Origin of the sequence: Enterobacter sp. EC_64 (assembly GCF_019584165.1) — a bacterium.
Lineage (GTDB): Bacteria > Pseudomonadota > Gammaproteobacteria > Enterobacterales > Enterobacteriaceae > Enterobacter > Enterobacter roggenkampii.
This window is the reverse complement of record NZ_VDAS01000045.1, coordinates 1-18,059: the sequence shown is the minus strand read 5'-3', so window position 1 is coordinate 18,059 and position 18,059 is coordinate 1. Positions and strand designations below refer to the sequence as shown.

Here is an 18,059-nt window from a genome sequence, read left to right as displayed (position 1 = left end):
TTACGCACCACGCCTTCAGTAGCTGAACAGGAGGGACAGCTGATAGAAACAGAAGCCACTGGAGCACCTCAAAAACACCATCATACACTAAATCAGTAAGTTGGCACCATTACCCCATTACCCAGATCGAAGCGCCAGCGCGTTTCAATCTCCTGTGCTGCTTCCGTTAACCCTTTGTCATCGGGATTATATCGGTCGGTATCACCAAAAAAGGTATCGTTGTGGTTTTGTGCGGCTTCAACGGAGAAGTAAAAACCGTTATTTGCCTGATGCATGACCTTAATACGTGAATCATTTACGTCTGAGCGCGTATTATGACCAAATCGAAGGTCGACGGATGTATTTCCGCACCATCCCTGCGTGCTTAATAATAATGCGCTAATACACGTTGCTTTAATAATTGTCTTTTTCATCATATCCTGCCGAGGTTATTTAATTGGCAGGGCTATTTTTATTTTTGGCACAGCGTGATGTAAAAGTTATCGTCGTACATTTAGCGTATCGCTAAACATAAAAAAGGAGATACAGCATGCTGTATCTCCTGGTATTTATTCCTGCACCCACCAGATGGCTTCAAACGGGCGCAATAGCCGCGCATTGGGGCGGGAGGGAACGTCATCATAGTTGCCGAGAGCGACCCGCCACGCGCCCTGTACCGGGTCCGGCTGCCACTGCTGGCGTTCCCGACTCAGGTTCGCCACCACCATCAGCGTCTGCCCCTGCCACTGGCGGCGATAGCACCACAGGGAAGGGTGTTCCGGCAGGAGATCCTCATAATCCCCCCACGTCAGCACCGGCAGGGTTTTGCGCAGGCGAATCAGCGACTGGTAGGTGTAGAACACCGAATCCGCATCGTCCAGCGCCGCGCGGGCGTTCACGGTTTCGTAGTTATCGCAGACCCCAATCCACGGCTCGCCCTCGGTAAAGCCCGCATTGTGCGACGCGTCCCACTGCATTGGGGTTCGCCCGTTGTCGCGGGACTTGCTCGCCAGAATCGCCAGTAATTCATCCGGCTCGCGGCCGCTGGCGCGCAGTTCGGCGAACATGTTCAGGCTTTCCACGTCGCGGTAATCGGTGATGCGGCTGAAGTGCGGGTTGGTCATGCCAAGCTCTTCACCCTGATAGATATACGGCGTGCCCTGCATCCCGTGCAGCACCATGCCGAGCATTTTCGCCGCCGGTACGCGGTGTTCGCCTTCATCACCAAAGCGCGACACGATGCGCGGCTGATCGTGGTTACACCAGAAGAGCGCATTCCAGGCTTTGTTGTGCATCCCCTGCTGCCAGTGGCGGAAGAGGGTTTTCAGCGCCACGAAGTCCGGCTTCGCCAGCGTCCACTTTTCGCCGCCGGGGTAATCCACCTTCAGATGATGGAAGTTAAAGGTCATCGACAGCTCGCGGCCATCGAGAGAAGCATACTGCTGGCAGTTCTCCAGCGAGGTCGAGGACATCTCGCCCACCGTCATCAGGTTGCGCGGGGTAAAGACGTCGCGGCTCATCTCCTGGAGATATTCATGAATGCGCGGCCCGTCGGTATAGAAGCGGCGACCGTCGCCGATGTTGTCGTCCGGGAAATCCTGATCTTTTGAAATCAGGTTAATGACGTCCAGACGCAGGCCGTCCACGCCGCGATCGGCCCAGAACTCGCACACCTTTTTCAACTCGGCGCGCACCGCCGGGTTTTCCCAGTTGAGGTCCGCCTGCTCTGGCGCGAACAGGTGCAGGTAATACTGCTCCCTCTCCGCGTGCCAGCGCCAGGCGTTGCCGCCAAACTTGGAGCGCCAGTTGTTGGGCAACTGCTCCGGCGAGCCGTCTCGCCAGATGTAGAACTGGCGGTACGGGCTCGCTTTGTTCAGCGACTCGCGGAACCAGGCGTGCTGCGTGGAGGTGTGGTTAAACACCATGTCCAGCACGATGCGAATGCCGCGCGCGTGCGCCTCAGCGACCAGCTCGTCGAAATCATCCAGCGTGCCGTAGGCCGGATCGATGGCGGTGTAGTTCGCCACGTCGTAGCCGTTGTCCACCTGCGGAGAGATATAAAACGGCGTCAGCCAGATAGCGTCAATGCCAAGGGTTTTCAGATAGTCCAGACGCTGCGTCACGCCGTGTAAATCGCCGGTGCCGCTGCCGGTGGTGTCCTGGAAACTCTTTGGGTAAATCTGGTAGATGACGCCGTTCTGCCACCAGTGAGGAAGGGTATTCATAATGCGTTCCTGCAAATGCGAAGGGGCGCAACTGCGCCCCGAAAGATGAAGTTAAACAATCTGCAGCGAGCCCTGACGGAACTTACGCTGGTAAACCACGGTGGTCAGCGCCATTGGGACGATGATGGCGATGGCCATTGCCAGGGCAAACACCTGCCAGTAAGCGGGCTGGATGGAGAGGATGCCCGGCAGGCCGCCGACGCCAATCCCGTTCGCCATCACGCCGTTCAGTCCACACACCAGGCCTGCCAGACCGGAACCGATCATCGCGCAGAGCATCGGGAAGCGGTATTTCAGGTTGATACCGTACATTGCCGGTTCGGTGACGCCGAGGTAGGCGGAGATGGCCGCCGGAACGGAGATCTCGCGTTCGTTGTGCTTGCGGCTGACGATAATGATGCCGGTCACCGCGGACGCCTGAGCAATGTTCGACAGGGCGATAATCGGCCAGACCGGCGTGCCGCCGAGGCTCTGGATCATCTGCATATCAATCGCCAGCGTGGTCTGGTGCACGCCGGTGATCACCAGCGGGGCGTACAGGAAGCCAAACAGCGCGGCGCCAATCGGGGCGAAGCTGCCGGTCATCAGGTGACGCACCGCGAAGGCCACGCCGTCGCCAATCATGCGGCCAAACGGACCGATAAAGGCATGCGCCAGGAACACCGCCAGAATCAGCGAGCACACCGGCACCACCACCAGATAAAGGTAATCCGGCACGATGCGTTTCAGTCGGGTTTCAATAAAGCCCAGCGCCAGGCCCGCCAGCAGGGCCGGAATGACCTGCGCCTGATAGCCCACTTTGGCGATGGTAAACAGGCCAAAGTTCCACACCTCCGGCACCTGTTGACCAAGTAAGTAAGCGTTCATTAACTGCGGAGAGACCAGCGTGACGCCCAGCACGATACCCAGAATCGGGGTACCGCCCATCTTGCGCACCGCGGACCAGCAAATCCCGACCGGCAGATAGAAGAAGATCGCTTCGCCAATCAGCCACAGGAAGTCGTACACGGTTTTCAGCGCCGGGTACATCTGCGCCAGGGTCTTGCCGTCGCTCATCGGCACGTCGCCGATGACGTTACGGAAGCCTAAAATCAGGCCTCCGCTGATCAGCGCCGGCAGCAGCGGGAAGAAGATCTCCGCGAAGTGGGAAATCAGCTGCTCGTGCCACTTCATATTCTGGCGCGCAGCCTTCTTGGCCTGCTCTTTATCCGCCGCGCTGTGCCCGGTGGTCGCCAGCAGAGCCTGATAGTAATCGCCCACTTCAGTACCAATCACCACCTGGAACTGACCGGCGTTGGTGAAGCAGCCTTTTACCATGGAAAGCTCTTCAATCGCCTTCGGGTTCGCTTTGGCCGGATCGTTCAGAACGAAGCGCAGGCGGGTAATGCAATGGCTGACGGTTGCGATGTTTTCGCGGCCGCCGACCAGGACGATCAGCTGATCAATATCTGCTTGTTTGACTTTACTCATCATGAAACCTCATGACAGATGGTGAGGGGGTGTAATGACCTGAGCGCAAGCCTACTCCTTCAGCGTGACGGCGAAAATGGGAACGTTCCCGAAATCGGGCGAAGATCACAATAAACCGATTGGTGGGGGTTATGAAAGGTGGGCAGGAATAACGATCTGACGCGGCTCTGCGCGCCCGTTGATCTGCTCGATCAGCTGCGCGGCGGCCTGTCTGCCGGACTCAGCGTAGCCCGGATCGACGGTGATGATCTCCGGGTGCAAAAACTTCATCAGCGGCGTGCTGCCGACGCTCGCGACCTGCAGACCGTCGATACGCTGCTCCTGCAGATATTTACTCGCGCCCAGCGCCAGCGTATCCGTGGCGCACACCAGCGCGGTGGTCTGCGGCTTCAGGACGCTGGCGACCTGCTCGTAGCCCTGCTTCATGCCCAGCCCCGGCAGGGAGGCCACGGCGGAGAGGTTGTGCTTTTTGCAAAAGGCCAGATAGGCCTCATGGCGTCGCTTGCCGGTGGTAACGTCCGCGTGCGGTACGCCGAGGAAGCTGATGTGGCGATGGCCTTCGTCAAACAGGCGCTGCATCAGGGTGATAATCGCGCCCTCGTCGTCATAGCAGACGGAGGCAAAACCGTGGGCATCGCGCGCCAGCAGCACCAGCGACGGCTGCCAGGGTTTCAGCATCTCGTCTTTGATGCCGGTAAAGCCGAACAGCACCACGCCGTCAATGTTGCGCCGCTGAAGCATCCCCAGATGCTCTTCTACCAGCTGGGGCGAGAACTGGCTCTCCATCATGATCGGGTCATATCCCTGCTCATAGAAGGCGGGCAGCATGGTCTGCACGGCGAGGTTTTCAGACAGAGAATCCAGACGCGAGACAATGATGGCGACCACTTTGTCACTTTGCCCGCGCATGGCGCGTGCGGAGCGGGAAGGGGAAAAGCCGTGCTGATTCATGACCGCCTCAACGCGCTCGCGGGTGCGTTCGCTGACGCCGCTTTCGTTGTTCAGCACGCGTGAGACGGTCGATTTCCCCACGCCGCTTAAACGCGCGATGTCTTTAATCGTAAGGCGGTTCTGCATGCTGTATTCCCTGTAACAACGACAATGTAATGAATTGAGCCTAATGCTATAGCGCGATTTCGCTATGGGCTAAATCTGGTTTACGTTCGGTTTATTTGCAGGGGGGTATAATACCGCCCGAATCATCAAAAAGGGTACGCTTAAATCCTTATACTGCGCGGCAACACCCTACTTTTTACTTACCGGAGGCTTCATGGATCCCGATCCCACACCTCTCCTGAACGGGAGAATGCGTTCTTTCCGGTAAGCCAGCCTGTTGCTGACTCACCGGTGATGTGAGGCAGCAGCGTTCCAAACGTTCCTGCTTGAAAAATTGAGTGCCTCTCAGGTACGGCTTTGCCACGCCTGAAGGAAATGCTGCGTCCGCCTTTGCGGATGCGGAGGAATGACGATGTTTAAAAATATCACCCGGCAGCTGCAGGCCCTGCTGAGCCGCCACCTGCCACACCGTCTTGTTCAGCGCGACCCGCTGCCAAACGCCAAAAACATAGCGGGGGCGGCGATCCCCGAGTCCTTGACCGAACGCTGCCTGAACGTGGCGGCGATGGATGAAAACGAAGTCTGGCGCGCCTTTGGCGGGCACCCGGAAGGGCTGAACGCGGCAGAAGTGGAAAAAATCCGCGCCGTGCATGGCGATAACCTCATTCCGGCGCAGAAGCCGTCTCCGTGGTGGGTGCATCTGTGGCTCTGCTACCGCAACCCGTTCAACCTGCTGCTGACCGTGCTCGGCCTCATCTCCTACGCGACGGAAGATCTGTTTGCCGCAGGGGTGATTGCCCTGATGGTGGGCATCTCCACGCTGCTGAACTTTATTCAGGAGGCCCGCTCCACCAAAGCGGCGGACGCCCTGAAGGCGATGGTCAGCAACACCGCGACCGTCTCGCGCGTGATCAACGATCTCGGCGAAAACGCCTGGGTGGAATTGCCTATCGACCAGCTGGTGCCGGGCGATCTGGTGAAGCTGGCCGCGGGGGACATGATCCCGGCGGATTTACGCATCATTCAGGCGCGCGATCTCTTTGTGGCGCAGGCTTCCCTGACCGGCGAATCCCTGCCCGTTGAAAAGGTGGCGCGCAGCCGCGACCCGCAGCAGATGAACCCGCTCGAGTGCGACACCCTGTGCTTTATGGGCACCACGGTGGTCAGCGGCACCGCGCAGGCGATTGTCACCGCCACCGGGGGCAACACCTGGTTTGGTCAGCTTGCCGGGCGCGTCAGCGAGCAGGAGAGCGAGCCGAATGCCTTCCAGAAAGGGATTGGCCGCGTCAGCATGCTGCTGATCCGCTTTATGATGGTGATGACGCCAATCGTGCTGCTGATCAACGGCTACACCAAAGGCGACTGGTGGGAGGCGGCGCTGTTCGCGCTCTCCGTGGCGGTCGGCTTAACGCCGGAAATGCTGCCGATGATTGTGACCTCTACGCTGGCGCGCGGGGCGGTGAAGCTCTCTAAACAAAAGGTGATCGTCAAACACCTTGATGCCATTCAGAACTTTGGCGCGATGGACATTCTCTGCACCGATAAAACCGGCACTCTGACGCAGGACAAAATCGTGCTGGAGAACCACACCGACATTTCCGGCAAAACCAGCGAGCGCGTGCTGCACAGCGCGTGGCTGAACAGCCATTACCAGACCGGGCTGAAAAACCTGCTCGACGTCGCCGTGCTGGAAGGCGTGGACGAGGAGGCCGCCCGCACGCTCTCCGGCCGCTGGCAGAAGGTGGATGAGATCCCGTTCGACTTCGAGCGCCGCCGGATGTCGGTGGTGGTGAGCGAGCAGCCGAACGTGCATCAGCTGATCTGCAAAGGGGCGCTGCAGGAGATCCTGAACGTGTCGACGCAGGTACGCTATAACGGCGACATCGTGCCGCTGGACGACACCATGCTGCGCCGCATCAAGCGCGTCACCGACAACCTCAACCGTCAGGGGCTGCGCGTGGTGGCGGTGGCGAGCAAGTTCCTGCCCGCGCGTGAGGGGGATTACCAGCGTATTGACGAATCCGATCTGATCCTCGAGGGCTACATCGCCTTCCTCGATCCGCCGAAAGAGACCACCGCCCCGGCGCTGAAGGCGCTGAAGGCGAGCGGCATTACCGTCAAAATTCTCACCGGCGACAGCGAGCTGGTGGCGGCCAAAGTGTGCCACGAGGTGGGGCTGGACGCGGGCGACGTGGTGGTGGGGAGCGATATTGAACATCTCTCCGATGACGAGCTGGCGAAGCTGGCCCAGCGCACCACGCTGTTTGCCCGCCTGACGCCGATGCACAAAGAGCGCATCGTCACCCTGCTTAAGCGAGAAGGGCACGTGGTGGGCTTCATGGGCGACGGCATCAACGACGCGCCCGCCCTGCGTGCGGCGGATATCGGTATCTCGGTAGACGGGGCGGTCGATATTGCCCGCGAAGCGGCGGATATCATTCTGCTGGAAAAGAGCCTGATGGTGCTGGAGGAGGGCGTGATCGAAGGGCGCCGTACCTTTGCCAATATGCTCAAGTACATCAAGATGACCGCCAGCTCCAACTTCGGTAACGTCTTCAGCGTGCTGGTGGCGAGCGCGTTTCTGCCGTTCCTGCCGATGCTGCCGCTGCACCTGCTGATCCAGAACCTGATGTATGACGTGTCTCAGGTGGCGATCCCGTTTGATAACGTGGACGACGAGCAGATCCAGAAGCCGCAGCACTGGAACCCGGCAGATCTTGGGCGCTTTATGCTGTTCTTTGGCCCGATCAGCTCCATCTTCGACATCCTGACCTTCTGCCTGATGTGGTTTGTGTTCCACGCCAACACCCCGGAACACCAGACGCTGTTCCAGTCCGGCTGGTTCGTGGTCGGGCTGCTGTCGCAGACGCTGATTGTGCACATGATCCGCACCCGCCGCATTCCGTTCATCCAGAGCCGCGCCGCGTGGCCGCTGATTGTGATGACGGGGATTGTGATGGCGCTCGGCATCGCGCTGCCGTTCTCACCGCTGGCGAGCTACCTGCAGCTGCAGGCGCTGCCGCTGAGCTACTTCCCGTGGCTGGTGGCGATCCTCGCCGGTTATATGGTGCTGACCCAGATGGTGAAAGGGTTCTATGCGCGTCGGTATGGCTGGCAGTAACGGCAAGCCCGGTGGCGCTGCGCTTACCGGGCCTACGATCCGAACGTAGGCCGGGTAAGGCGAAGCCGCCACCCGGCAATAGCTTTCCTCCCAAATTCAACAACCTGTGATCTCCGTCGGCGCATTCGCTTGACGACAAATTGAGCGCATGTTAACAGAATGTTTTGCCTTTATTTGGCCCGTCAGATAAGGAACATTCATGTTACGGTACAGTCTCTTAACCGCCGGGCTGATGCTCGGCGCCTCTGCCTTTGCCGCCCCGGCAGGGGATCTCCCCTTAATGCCCTGGCCTGCGAAGGTCGAACGCCCGACGACCCAGGGCGCACTGGTGCTCAGCAACAACGTTTCTGTAAGCGTCAGCGGGGACGATCTCGGTGACGCCGTCAACCGACTGCGCCAGCGCATCGCCCTGCAAACCGGCTGGACGCTGCAGCCTCAGGCTGAAAAGCCAGACAAACCAACTATCCGCATCGCCATCGCTAAAAAGGTGAAGCCGCAGCCGCTGCCGGACAGCGATGAAAGCTATAAGCTCACGGTGGACGCCAACGGCGTGAACATCTCCGCCAACACCCGCTTCGGTGCCTTGCGCGCCATGGAAACCCTGCTCCAGCTGATGCAGAACGGGGCGGAAAATACCTCGATCCCGTGGGTGACCATTGAAGATTCACCGCGCTTCCCGTGGCGCGGGCTGCTGCTCGATTCGGCACGCCACTTTCTCCCGCTGCCGGATATTAAACGTCAGATCGAAGGCATGGCCGCGGCGAAGCTCAACGTGCTGCACTGGCATTTGACCGACGACCAGGGCTGGCGCTTCAGCTCGAAGCGTTATCCAAAATTAACCCAGCTTGCCAGCGACGGGCTGTTCTACACGCCTGAGCAGATGCGCGAGGTGGTGCGTTACGCCGCCGAGCGCGGCATTCGCGTGGTGCCGGAGATCGACATGCCGGGCCACGCCTCGGCGATTGCCGTGGCCTACCCGGAGCTAATGAGCGCGCCGGGGCCGTACGCCATGGAACGCCACTGGGGCGTGCTGAAGCCGGTGCTGGATCCGACAAAAGACGCAACTTACGCTTTTGCCGACGCGATGGTCAGCGAACTGGCGGCGATCTTCCCCGATCCGTATCTGCACATCGGCGGTGACGAGGTGGACGACAGCCAGTGGAAAGCGAATCCGGCCATCCAGCAGTTTATGCGCGACAACAGGCTGGCGGACAGCCACGCGCTGCAGGCGTACTTCAACCGCAGGCTGGAAACGATCCTTGAGAAGCATCACCGCCAGATGGTCGGCTGGGATGAGATCTACCATCCTGACCTGCCGAAAAGCATTCTGATCCAGTCCTGGCAGGGCCAGGACGCGCTGGGGCAGGTGGCGCAGAGCGGCTACAAGGGCATTCTGTCGACCGGCTTTTATCTCGACCAGCCCCAGTCCACCGCCTATCACTACCGCAACGAGATCGTCCCGCAGGGGTTAAACGGCGTGGACGTGATAGCGGACACCGACAGCGCCCAGAGCTGGGCCTTCTCCATGCCGCGCCTGAAGGGCAAGCCGGTGGAGGGGAGCTTCACGCTGGTGAAAGGGGATGCCGGCTGGCGCGGGTTTATTGATTTTGCCGGGAAATCACGCCGCGCGGTGCAGGATATTGAATGGCGGGATGACAATCAGGTGACCTTCACGGTCGATACCTGGATGGGCGAAACGCGCCCGGTCGTCACCGTCGATAACGACAAACTCTCCGGTTATTTCCTCGTCGGGAATACGCGCTACCCGATTAGCGGCACGCGTCTGGACGACGTGCCGAAAGGCGTTCCGCCCGTCGTGCCGGACGTGGCGAACCAATCCAACCTGCTCGGCGGCGAAGCGGCGCTGTGGGCGGAAAACGTGGTGGCGCCGGTGCTGGATATTCGCCTGTGGCCACGTACGTTTGCGGTGGCGGAGCGGCTCTGGTCCGCGCAGGACGTCAACGACGTCGACAACATGTACACCCGCCTGCAGGCGATGGACAGCTGGTCGACGGTGTCGGTCGGGCTGCAGCAGCATACCCAGCAGCAGGTGCAGTTCACGCGCCTCGCCGGTAATGCCGACACGCTGCCGCTGCAGGTCCTCGCGCAGGCGATTGAACCGGCTCAGTATTACACCCGCCAGCACCTGAAGTTCCAGGCAGGAAACTACCATCAGTTCGAGCCGCTCAACCGCTTTGCGGATGCGCTGAACGCCGAAAGCACCACCGTGCGCCAGATGCACAAGTGGGCGGACCGTCTGGTGAGCGATGCGGAAGACACGGAAAGCGCCGACGCCCTGCGCCACGTCTTTAACCGCTGGCAGAGCAACACCAGCGACGCGCTGGCCTTAAGCGAAAACAGCTATCAGCTGAAGGCGATGAAGCCGGTGATTCAGGAGGTGGATAAGCTGGCGTCGATTGGCCTGCGGCTCACCGACCTGGTGGCGCGTCAGGGCACGCTGGATGACAAAGAGATCGCCTCGATTCAGAGCGAGCTGGATAACGCGGCGAAGGTGCAGGACGAAGTGGTGATTGCGGCGGTGTACCCGCTGGAGACGCTGCTGCGCGCCACGCGGAATCAGTAGCAAGCAACAAAAAAGGCAGCCTGGGCTGCCTTTTTTCATCGCCAAAGCGAATTAGCGACGAACGGCAATCGCTTCGATTTCAATTTTCACGTCTTTTGGCAGACGCGCCACTTCCACGCAGGAGCGCGCCGGGAAGGTGGCGTTATGCTCGGTGAAGAACGCTTCGTAGGTGGCGTTAACGGTCGCGAAATCGTTCAGATCCTTCACGAACACGGTGGTTTTCACGATATCACCCACTTTCAGGCCGGCAGATTCCACGATAGCCTGCACGTTTTCCAGCGACTGACGCGCCTGCGCCGCGACATCTTCCGGCACCGCGCCGGTTTTTGGGTTTACGGGGATCTGACCTGAAGTGATGATCATGCTGCCCAGATCAACGCCCTGAACGTAAGGGCCGATAGCGGCTGGTGCATTTTCCGTCGCGAGTACTTTGCTCATGTTTTCTCCAGAATTACAGCGTTAAGAATGTTCCCGGCCATTATAACAGCCGGGATTTCATTACCAACCTCAATTAGTTGGCCAGCACCACATAATGAGAAAACTCTTTTTCGCAGTATTTGCATTTGAGCGCGATGTCATTCGCGCGCTTTTTCACTGCGAAACTGGAGGAAACCGGCTCAGCATGACTGATGCAGTTGCTGTTCGGGCAGACCAGCACGCTTTCGATACGTTCTGGCAGGCTCGGGCGGGATTTGCCGACCACTTCGTACTCGTCGATGCGGTTGACGGTGGCGTCCGGCGCGTACAGCGACAGCTGGTTAACCTGCTCGTCGGTCAGGAAGGTGTTCTCGATTTTGATCAGGTCTTTGCGGCCCATCTCGCCCGACGGCAGGTTCAGGCCGATGGTGATGCGCTGGTCAGTTTCGGTCAGTTTGAACAGCGTCAGCAGCTTAAAGCCCACCTGCGCAGGGATATGGTCAATCACGGTGCCACGCTTGATGGCTTCAACCTGGAGTTTGTTATCGTGTGTCATGGTCGTCTCCCCTTACAGAGCTAATTCGCGATTCAGAACCAGTGCCAGTAACGCCTGGCGAGCGAAGATGCCGTTCCCGGCCTGCTGGAAGTACCAGGCGTGCGGCGTTTTATCCACGTCTGTGGTGATTTCATCGATGCGCGGCAGCGGATGCAGGACCTTCATGTTGTCGCGCGCGCCTTCCAGGTCGCTGGCGCGCAGCACGAACTGCGCCTTCACGTTGGCGTATTCGGACGGGTCCAGACGCTCTTTCTGCACGCGGGTCATGTACAGAATATCCACGTGGTTCATCACCTCTTCGATGCTGGCATGCAGGCTCCACGCAATGCCTTTCTCGTCCAGCATGTCGAGAATGTACTGCGGCATCGCCAGCGCCTCCGGGGCAATGAAGTAGAAGCGGTTGCCGTTAAATTTCGCCAGCGCCTGGGTCAGGGAGTGGACGGTGCGGCCATACTTCAGGTCGCCAACCATGGCGATGTTCAGGTTCTCGAGCTTGCCCTGGGTCTCCTGAATGGTGAACAGATCCAGCAGCGTCTGCGTTGGGTGCTGGTTGGCACCGTCACCGGCGTTCAGCACCGGAATGCCGCCGGAAAACTCGGTTGCCAGGCGCGCCGCGCCCTCCTGCGGGTGACGCATCACAATCGCGTCGACGTAGGTGCTAATCACTGAAATGGTATCCGCCAGGGTCTCGCCTTTTTTACCCAGCGACGTGTTGCTGCTGTCAGAGAAGCCCACCACGCTCGCGCCCAGGCGGTGCATGGAGGTCTCAAAGGAGAGGCGGGTGCGGGTCGAGGCTTCAAAGAAGCAGCTCGCAATCACCTTGTGCTTCAGCAGCTCCGGTTGCGGATTGGCCTTCAGTTTTGCCGCGGTTTCCAGAACCAGTTCCAGCTCTTCGCGGCTGAGGTCGTTTATGGAAATGATGTGTTTTTGATAAAGCGGATTCATGTTTATCTCCTGACGCCGGGCAAAAAAAAGCCCCTCAAATGAGGGGCTCTGGGAATAGGTTTAGCAACGGGAAGAAAAACGGCAGGCCAGCGTCTGATTTCAGACGCTGTAAGACGTTATGTCGTACACGCTTGACCATGCTTCCTCCCGGCAAATTGTCGGGCATTATACGCAGCTCGCTTTTCTGATCAAGCGATTTAATGCACGCTTTACTCAATGCAAACGGTTCTTTGTGAATATTAATGCGTTCTGAGTAAATAATTAATTTGCTTATGCACCAGCGCGGTGCGCTTTACCACCCGGGGGGCGACCCAGACAATACTGCTGCCGGCCACCACGCCTAAAATTTCCGGAAGCTGGTGATAATCCAGAATACGCGCCACCGCGCGGCCATATCCGGCGACGGTATGGACAAGGATAAACTCGCTATTATGCTCAACGCTGACCACCATTTCCGAAACGGTACGCGCGGCGTCGGGGGCAGGGCGCAGCTGAGGATTCAACGAATAAATCTTTAGCCCTTTGGCATTTCGAATTTTTATGACTCCGAGCAACTTCAGCAATCGCGAAACGGTCGACTGGCTGATGCTGTCAAACCCTCTCTCCTGCAGGTCGCGGCGAATCTCTTCCTGCGAAAGGTAACTCTTTTCGGCGATCAAACGCTGGCACACCGTGAGCTGCAGCTGTTCTTTGGGAGAGTACTCTTCGTAATCCATCATGTTTCCCATATCAGTTCCCGAAATAACCGGTGACACCGCACCGATCCGTAGGCCGGATAAGCGCAGCGCCATCCGGCAAATTACAACAACGCCCCCAGACTTAACGCCACCATAATCACCACCGTCAGGATCGCCAGCAGCGGCGCCACCCATTTCAGGTAGCGCACGTAAGGTACCCGGGCGATAGCCAGCCCGCCCATAACCACCGCAGAGGTCGGCGTGACGAGGTTAACGATGCCGGAGGCCGACTGGTAAGCCGTAACCACCAGGTCGCGGTTGACGTTAGCGAAATCAGCAAGCGGCGCCATGATCGGCATCGTCAGAACGGCCAGGCCGGATGAAGAAGGCACAAGAAACGACAGCACGACTTCCAGCCAGTACATCACGTTGATAAACGCTACCGTGGACAACCCGCTGACCAGCCCTTCCGCGCTGTGCAAAATGGTGTGGGTAATCATGCCCTTATCCATGATGACTACGATACCGCGCGCGATGCCGATAATCAGCGCGACGCCCAGCAAATCTCGCGCGCCGTTGATAAACGTCGACGTCAGCTCCTCTTCGCTCATGCGGGCAATCAGGCCGACGATGATCGCGCTGGCGAGAAATACCGCTGAAATCTCCGCCATCCACCAGCCCAGCACCGCCACGCCGTAAATCATCACCGCGAAAGCCAGAGCGAAAATCACCAGGATGATTTTGCGCACCGGGGTGAATTCCAGGGACTGTTCGCCCTTGTTGCCGAGGAAATGGGCGAGGTTCTCCTCCTGCTTGTCTGCAACGATGGACTGCGAGGGATCCTTGCGCACCTTGCGGGCGTAGCGCATCACCCACGCCACGCAGATGATCCAGCCGATGACCAGCAGCGCCACGCGCAGGGCGATGCCGTTGGTGAAGGGGATCCCGGCGGCGTTGGCGGCGATCACCGTGGCAAACGGGTTAATGGTGGAGCCGAGGGTGCCGATCCCCGCCCCGAGCAGCACGGTAGAGGCGGCGACAACCGGATCGAACCGCGCGGCCAGCATCACCGGCACCAGTAAGGTATAGAAGGGCAGTGACTCTTCGGCCATACCGTAAATCGTGCCGCCTGCGGCAAACAGCGCCATCAGGATCGGGATCATCCACTCCTCGCGTCCGCGCAGTCGGGTGGTCACACGCTCGATCCCGGCGTCAATCGCCCCGGTTTTGGTGACGATCCCGAGGAATCCCCCGATGATCAGAATAAACAGCGCCACGTCGATCGCCCCGGCCTGGCCGGATTCCGGATCGTACAGCCCGGCAATCGGCGCCATCAGCACCGAAACCAGCCCCTGCGGATGCGCCGCGACGTGCGCGTAGGTGCCTGCAACGGGGACGTCTTTGCCGAGCGCCTCGTTCATTGCCATATGGTACTGCCCGGCCGGGACAATCCACGTCAGCACGGCCACGACGGCAATCAGAAAAAAGAGAATGGTGTAAGCGGAGGGAAACTTGAACTTGCCCATGATGTTCTCCTGAAACCCGGCGCACCCCGCGGCGCGCCGGGCGGTGATTAGTCGCCGAGTGTCGCCACCATGACCGCTTTAATGGTGTGCATGCGGTTCTCTGCCTCGTCGAAGACGATGGAGTTCGGTGATTCGAAGACCTCTTCCGTCACCTCCAGTCCCTTCAGCCCGTACGCCATCTCGATCTCGCGGCCCACTTTGGTGTGCTCGTTGTGGAACGCCGGCAGGCAGTGCATGAACTTGACGTTCGGGTTGCCGGTTGCCTTCATCACCTGGGCGTTAATCTGATACGGCTTCATCAGGCTGACGCGCTCGGCCCAGGCTTCCTTCGGCTCGCCCATGGAGACCCACACGTCGGTGTAGAGGAAATCGGTCCCCTGCACGCCTTCTTCCACGTCGTCGGTGAGGGTGATGCGCGCGCCCGTCTCTTTCGCAATGGCGCGGCACTGCTCAACCAGGCCTGCCTCCGGCCAGAAGGATTTCGGCGCAACGAGGCGGATATCCATCCCCATCTTGGCCGCACCGACCATCAGGGAGTTGCCCATGTTGTTTCGCGCGTCGCCGAGATAGGCAAAGCTCAGCTCCGGCAGGGTTTTGCCCGGGGAGTGCTCCAGCATGGTCATCAGGTCGGCGAGAATTTGGGTCGGGTGGAACTCGTCGGTCAGGCCGTTCCATACCGGCACGCCCGCGTACTCGCCCAGCTCTTCGACGATGGCCTGGCCGTAGCCGCGGTATTCGATGCCGTCGTACATGCGGCCCAGCACGCGGGCGGTGTCTTTCATCGACTCTTTATGGCCAATCTGCGAGCCGCTTGGGCCGAGATAGGTGACCTGCGCGCCCTGGTCGAACGCGCCCACTTCGAAGGCGCAGCGGGTGCGGGTGGAGGTTTTTTCAAAGATCAGGGCGATGTTTTTCCCGACCAGGGTTTGCTTCTCGCGCCCGGCTTTTTTGGCGGCCTTGAGCTCGATGGCGAGGTCGATCAGGTACTGGATCTCCGCCGGGGTGTAGTCCAGCAGTTTCAGGAAGTTGCGGTTTTTCAGGTTGATGGTCATGGGTAAATCCTTTTTAAAATGAGTGTTCAGTTACGAATCAACGTGCCTTTCTCGCCCGCGAGGATCTCCGCGCCGTCGGCCAGCGCGCCGATCCCGGCTATCCCGTTGCAGGCTTCAACGAACTCGCGGCAGGCGGCCACCTTCGGCCCCATCGAGCCGGCGTCGAACTGCATGCCCCTGAGCAGCTCCGGCGTCACCTGCGCCAGCGGACGCTGGGTTGGTTTGCCCCAGTCGAGGTACACCGCGTCGGCATCGGTCAGGATCAGCAGGGCATCGGCTTCGATCTGGCGCGCCAGCAGGGCGGCGGAGAGGTCTTTATCGATTACCGCCTCGATCCCGCGATAGCCTTTGGCCTGTTCCACCACCGGCACCCCGCCGCCGCCGTTGCAGATCACCAGGTGGTCGCGCTGGATCAGCGCCGTGATGGCGTCGCTCTCAACGATGCGCTTCGGCTGCGGAGAGGGCACCACGCGGCGGACGTAGCTGCCGTCGGCCTTAAACACCCAGCCTTTCTCCGCGGCCAGCGTTTTTGCCTGGGCTTCGCTGTAGACCGGGCCGATGTATTTGGTCGGGTTACTGAAGGCCGGGTCGGCGGCGTCCACTTCTACCTGGGTGAGCAGAACGCTCACCTCCCGCTGCGGCAGGCTGTTTTTCAGCGCCTGCTGGAGCATGTAGCCGATCATTCCCTGGCTTTCGGCGCCAAGAACGTCCAGCGGGTAGGGCGTGACTTTGTCGTAGGCGCTGTTCTGCAGCGCCAGCAGCCCGACCTGCGGCCCGTTGCCGTGTACCAGCACCACGCGCCACTGCGCCGTCAGCCCGGCGATGGTGCGGGCGGCCTGCTCGATGTTCTGGCGCTGGATCTCCGCTTCCAGCGGCTCGCCGCGCTTGAGCAGCGCGTTGCCGCCCAGGGCCACAACCAGAGTGGGTTTTCGTTCCATGATGGCTCCTTTAAATTCCGTCGCGTTCCAGCGGGCAGCTCATGCAGCGCGCGCCGCCGCGGCCGCGTCCGAGTTCGTCGCCCGGGATAGGCAGCACGGTGATACCCGCTTTGTCGTATTTCTCGTTGGTCCAGACGTTGCGCTCGTAGCCGATCACCACGCCCGGGCGAATGGTGAGCACGTTGTTGGCGTCGTTCCACTGCTCGCGTTCGGCCTCAAAGGCGTCGCCGCCGGTGGTGATCAGACGTACCTGGTTAATGCCGAGCGCCTTCTCAATGGCGTGCAGCAGGTCGGTTTCCTGGGTGCGCAGCAGGCCGCCGCGGCCGTCCGGGGTGAGCGTCCAGCACTGGGCGTCTTTACGCACCACTTCCGGGTAGACGGAGAAAGTGTCCACGTCGATGTGGGTCATGACGGTGTCGAGGTGCATGCAGGAGCGGTGTTTTGGCAGCTCAACGGCGATCACGCGCTCGGCCTGGCGGTGTTTGAACAGGCTGTTGGCGAGGAACTCCACGCCCTGCGGCGTCGTGCGCTCGGACATGCCGATCAATACCGCACCGCGGCCAATGACTAATACGTCGCCGCCTTCTAAAGTGGCGTGGTCGTAATTAATATTCTCGTCGCCGAAATACTTAATAAAATCGCCGTCGGCGAACGCCGGGTGCCAGCGATATATTGCCCGCAGGTTATTGGTTTCACGCTGACGCGCCGGTTTGGCCATTGGGTTAATAGAGACGCCGTTATAGATCCAGCAGGAGGTATCGCGGGTAAATAAATGGTTCGGCAGTGGCTTCATAATAAAATCATTCGCCGTGTGGGTATCCACCACCATATTTTTAATGGCTGCCGGAATTTCACCGTAGGTTAATCCGCCGCTTAATCTGCGCGCCAGTTCCCGGTGCGGCATATCCGCCAGCCAGCCGCGTACGTCGCCAGCAAAGGTTGGGCCGAGGCGGTAATCAGAGATTTGCGTCTCCAGCAGCCAGGCTTTCGCCTCAGCGATATCAAGGGTTTGTGTCAGCAGGTCGGTCAGCAGCAGGACTTCCACCCCCTGCTCGCGCAGCGTGTTGGCGAAGATGTCATGCTCCTCACCCGCCCGCTCAACCGAGAGCACGTCATCGAAAAGCAGCTCCTGACAGTTTGATGGCGTTAAGCGTTTCAGACTTAAATTTGGGCGGTGCAGCATAACGCTACGTAATTGACCAATTTCAGAACCGACGTAATGCTTTTCCATAATTATTCCTTTAACTGTTTTTCAGAATAAAAAGGGCATGCGCCATGTCATGTATTTAATTGCATGGCGGCTAAGCTCAATTGATTTCGTGGTTCATACTAGGCAGTTAAATAATCCGTATTGTGATGTTGCTCACGCGAAAATGGATATTATGCGGTTTGTTTTCATTAGGGAAGGTGCGAATAAGCGGGGAAATTCTTCTCGGCTGACTCAGTCATTTCATTTCTTCATGTTTGAGCCGATTTTTTCTCCCGTAAATGCCTTGAATCAGCCTATTTAGAC

General features: G+C 59.3%; 16 protein-coding genes and 1 pseudogene. 3 read left to right on the top strand and 14 right to left on the bottom strand.

Annotated elements, in window-relative coordinates; all coding sequences use genetic code 11:
* The 5 genes from FHC52_RS23090 to treR all read right to left on the bottom strand — a co-directional run.
* On the bottom strand, window positions 1-59 hold a 59-nt coding region (locus FHC52_RS23090), incomplete at its 3' end, for an IS1 family transposase (RefSeq protein WP_136697432.1).
* A 33-nt stretch (window positions 60-92) separates the two neighbouring features.
* Complete coding sequence (locus FHC52_RS21420) at window positions 93-416, bottom strand: hypothetical protein (protein WP_259280435.1); 324 nt, start codon at window positions 414-416, stop codon at window positions 93-95.
* Between the two features lie 132 nt (window positions 417-548).
* Entirely contained in the window at window positions 549-2,204 is a 1,656-nt protein-coding gene (gene treC, locus FHC52_RS21415; RefSeq protein ID WP_126287544.1) for an alpha,alpha-phosphotrehalase, read from the bottom strand.
* 51 nt (window positions 2,205-2,255) lie between these two features.
* On the bottom strand, window positions 2,256-3,674 hold the full coding sequence (gene treB / locus FHC52_RS21410; protein WP_023293415.1) for a PTS trehalose transporter subunit IIBC: 1,419 nt from the start codon (window positions 3,672-3,674) through the stop codon (window positions 2,256-2,258).
* A 129-nt stretch (window positions 3,675-3,803) separates the two neighbouring features.
* Window positions 3,804-4,751 carry a trehalose operon repressor TreR gene (gene treR / locus FHC52_RS21405; protein WP_126287545.1) on the bottom strand — a complete coding sequence of 316 codons (948 nt, stop codon included), beginning with the start codon at window positions 4,749-4,751 and terminating at the stop codon, window positions 3,804-3,806.
* A 391-nt stretch (window positions 4,752-5,142) separates the two neighbouring features.
* On the opposite strand from treR, the gene mgtA reads away from it, so the two are divergent.
* Together mgtA and FHC52_RS21395 are read left to right on the top strand one after the other, a co-directional pair.
* The gene (mgtA, locus tag FHC52_RS21400; RefSeq protein WP_220420264.1) at window positions 5,143-7,851 is read left to right on the top strand and encodes a magnesium-translocating P-type ATPase; all 2,709 of its coding nucleotides are present in this window, start codon (window positions 5,143-5,145) and stop codon (window positions 7,849-7,851) included.
* Between the two features lie 199 nt (window positions 7,852-8,050).
* Entirely contained in the window at window positions 8,051-10,435 is a 2,385-nt protein-coding gene (locus FHC52_RS21395) for a beta-N-acetylhexosaminidase (RefSeq protein WP_220420263.1), read from the top strand.
* A gap of 51 nt (window positions 10,436-10,486) precedes the next feature.
* Here the strand turns inward: FHC52_RS21395 and ridA are convergent, their stop codons facing one another.
* The 4 genes from ridA to FHC52_RS21375 form a co-directional block, all read right to left on the bottom strand.
* Window positions 10,487-10,873 (bottom strand): 2-iminobutanoate/2-iminopropanoate deaminase, encoded by a 387-nt coding sequence (gene ridA, locus FHC52_RS21390; protein ID WP_008501391.1) that lies wholly within the window; start codon window positions 10,871-10,873, stop codon window positions 10,487-10,489.
* Window positions 10,874-10,946: 73 nt separating this feature from the next.
* Entirely contained in the window at window positions 10,947-11,408 is a 462-nt protein-coding gene (pyrI, locus tag FHC52_RS21385) for an aspartate carbamoyltransferase regulatory subunit (RefSeq protein ID WP_008501390.1), read from the bottom strand.
* Between the two features lie 12 nt (window positions 11,409-11,420).
* Entirely contained in the window at window positions 11,421-12,353 is a 933-nt protein-coding gene (pyrB, locus tag FHC52_RS21380) for an aspartate carbamoyltransferase (protein WP_126287547.1), read from the bottom strand.
* Window positions 12,354-12,387: 34 nt separating this feature from the next.
* Window positions 12,388-12,492, bottom strand: coding sequence for a pyrBI operon leader peptide (locus tag FHC52_RS21375; protein WP_206513381.1), 105 nt, complete (start codon window positions 12,490-12,492; stop codon window positions 12,388-12,390).
* Between FHC52_RS21375 and FHC52_RS21370 the strand changes: the two are divergent.
* Window positions 12,472-12,589 (top strand): annotated as a pseudogene (locus FHC52_RS21370) (hypothetical protein). The gene FHC52_RS21375 and the pseudogene FHC52_RS21370 overlap by 21 nt on opposite strands.
* A gap of 3 nt (window positions 12,590-12,592) precedes the next feature.
* On the opposite strand, the gene FHC52_RS21365 reads toward FHC52_RS21370, so the two are convergent.
* The 5 genes from FHC52_RS21365 to arcA all read right to left on the bottom strand — a co-directional run bounded on the left by FHC52_RS21365 (window position 12,593) and on the right by arcA (window position 17,777).
* Window positions 12,593-13,072 carry an arginine repressor gene (locus FHC52_RS21365; protein WP_025912003.1) on the bottom strand — a complete coding sequence of 160 codons (480 nt, stop codon included), beginning with the start codon at window positions 13,070-13,072 and terminating at the stop codon, window positions 12,593-12,595.
* A gap of 80 nt (window positions 13,073-13,152) precedes the next feature.
* Window positions 13,153-14,556, bottom strand: a complete 1,404-nt coding sequence (locus FHC52_RS21360) for a YfcC family protein (protein WP_008501387.1) — start codon at window positions 14,554-14,556, stop codon at window positions 13,153-13,155.
* A 47-nt stretch (window positions 14,557-14,603) separates the two neighbouring features.
* A complete protein-coding gene (argF, locus tag FHC52_RS21355; RefSeq protein ID WP_008501386.1) occupies window positions 14,604-15,608 on the bottom strand; it encodes an ornithine carbamoyltransferase in 1,005 nt (334 codons plus the stop codon).
* A gap of 26 nt (window positions 15,609-15,634) precedes the next feature.
* Window positions 15,635-16,546, bottom strand: coding sequence for a carbamate kinase (gene arcC / locus FHC52_RS21350; protein ID WP_126287549.1), 912 nt, complete (start codon window positions 16,544-16,546; stop codon window positions 15,635-15,637).
* A gap of 10 nt (window positions 16,547-16,556) precedes the next feature.
* Window positions 16,557-17,777: an arginine deiminase gene (gene arcA / locus FHC52_RS21345; protein ID WP_008501384.1), complete on the bottom strand. Its 1,221-nt coding sequence runs from the start codon at window positions 17,775-17,777 to the stop codon at window positions 16,557-16,559.
* Between the last annotated feature and the right edge of the window lie 282 nt (window positions 17,778-18,059).

Bases quoted from the DNA above. Each gene is read 5' to 3' on its own strand.
- FHC52_RS21420 (WP_259280435.1), bottom strand. From the start codon at position 416: ATGATGAAAAAGACAATTATTAAAGCAACGTGTATTAGCGCATTATTA.
- treC (WP_126287544.1), bottom strand. From the start codon at position 2,204: ATGAATACCCTTCCTCACTGGTGGCAGAACGGCGTCATCTACCAGATT.
- treB (WP_023293415.1), bottom strand. From the start codon at position 3,674: ATGAGTAAAGTCAAACAAGCAGATATTGATCAGCTGATCGTCCTGGTC.
- treR (WP_126287545.1), bottom strand. From the start codon at position 4,751: ATGCAGAACCGCCTTACGATTAAAGACATCGCGCGTTTAAGCGGCGTG.
- mgtA (WP_220420264.1), top strand. From the start codon at position 5,143: ATGTTTAAAAATATCACCCGGCAGCTGCAGGCCCTGCTGAGCCGCCAC.
- FHC52_RS21395 (WP_220420263.1), top strand. From the start codon at position 8,051: ATGTTACGGTACAGTCTCTTAACCGCCGGGCTGATGCTCGGCGCCTCT.
- ridA (WP_008501391.1), bottom strand. From the start codon at position 10,873: ATGAGCAAAGTACTCGCGACGGAAAATGCACCAGCCGCTATCGGCCCT.
- pyrI (WP_008501390.1), bottom strand. From the start codon at position 11,408: ATGACACACGATAACAAACTCCAGGTTGAAGCCATCAAGCGTGGCACC.
- pyrB (WP_126287547.1), bottom strand. From the start codon at position 12,353: ATGAATCCGCTTTATCAAAAACACATCATTTCCATAAACGACCTCAGC.
- FHC52_RS21375 (WP_206513381.1), bottom strand. From the start codon at position 12,492: ATGGTCAAGCGTGTACGACATAACGTCTTACAGCGTCTGAAATCAGAC.
- FHC52_RS21365 (WP_025912003.1), bottom strand. From the start codon at position 13,072: ATGATGGATTACGAAGAGTACTCTCCCAAAGAACAGCTGCAGCTCACG.
- FHC52_RS21360 (WP_008501387.1), bottom strand. From the start codon at position 14,556: ATGGGCAAGTTCAAGTTTCCCTCCGCTTACACCATTCTCTTTTTTCTG.
- argF (WP_008501386.1), bottom strand. From the start codon at position 15,608: ATGACCATCAACCTGAAAAACCGCAACTTCCTGAAACTGCTGGACTAC.
- arcC (WP_126287549.1), bottom strand. From the start codon at position 16,546: ATGGAACGAAAACCCACTCTGGTTGTGGCCCTGGGCGGCAACGCGCTG.
- arcA (WP_008501384.1), bottom strand. From the start codon at position 17,777: ATGGAAAAGCATTACGTCGGTTCTGAAATTGGTCAATTACGTAGCGTT.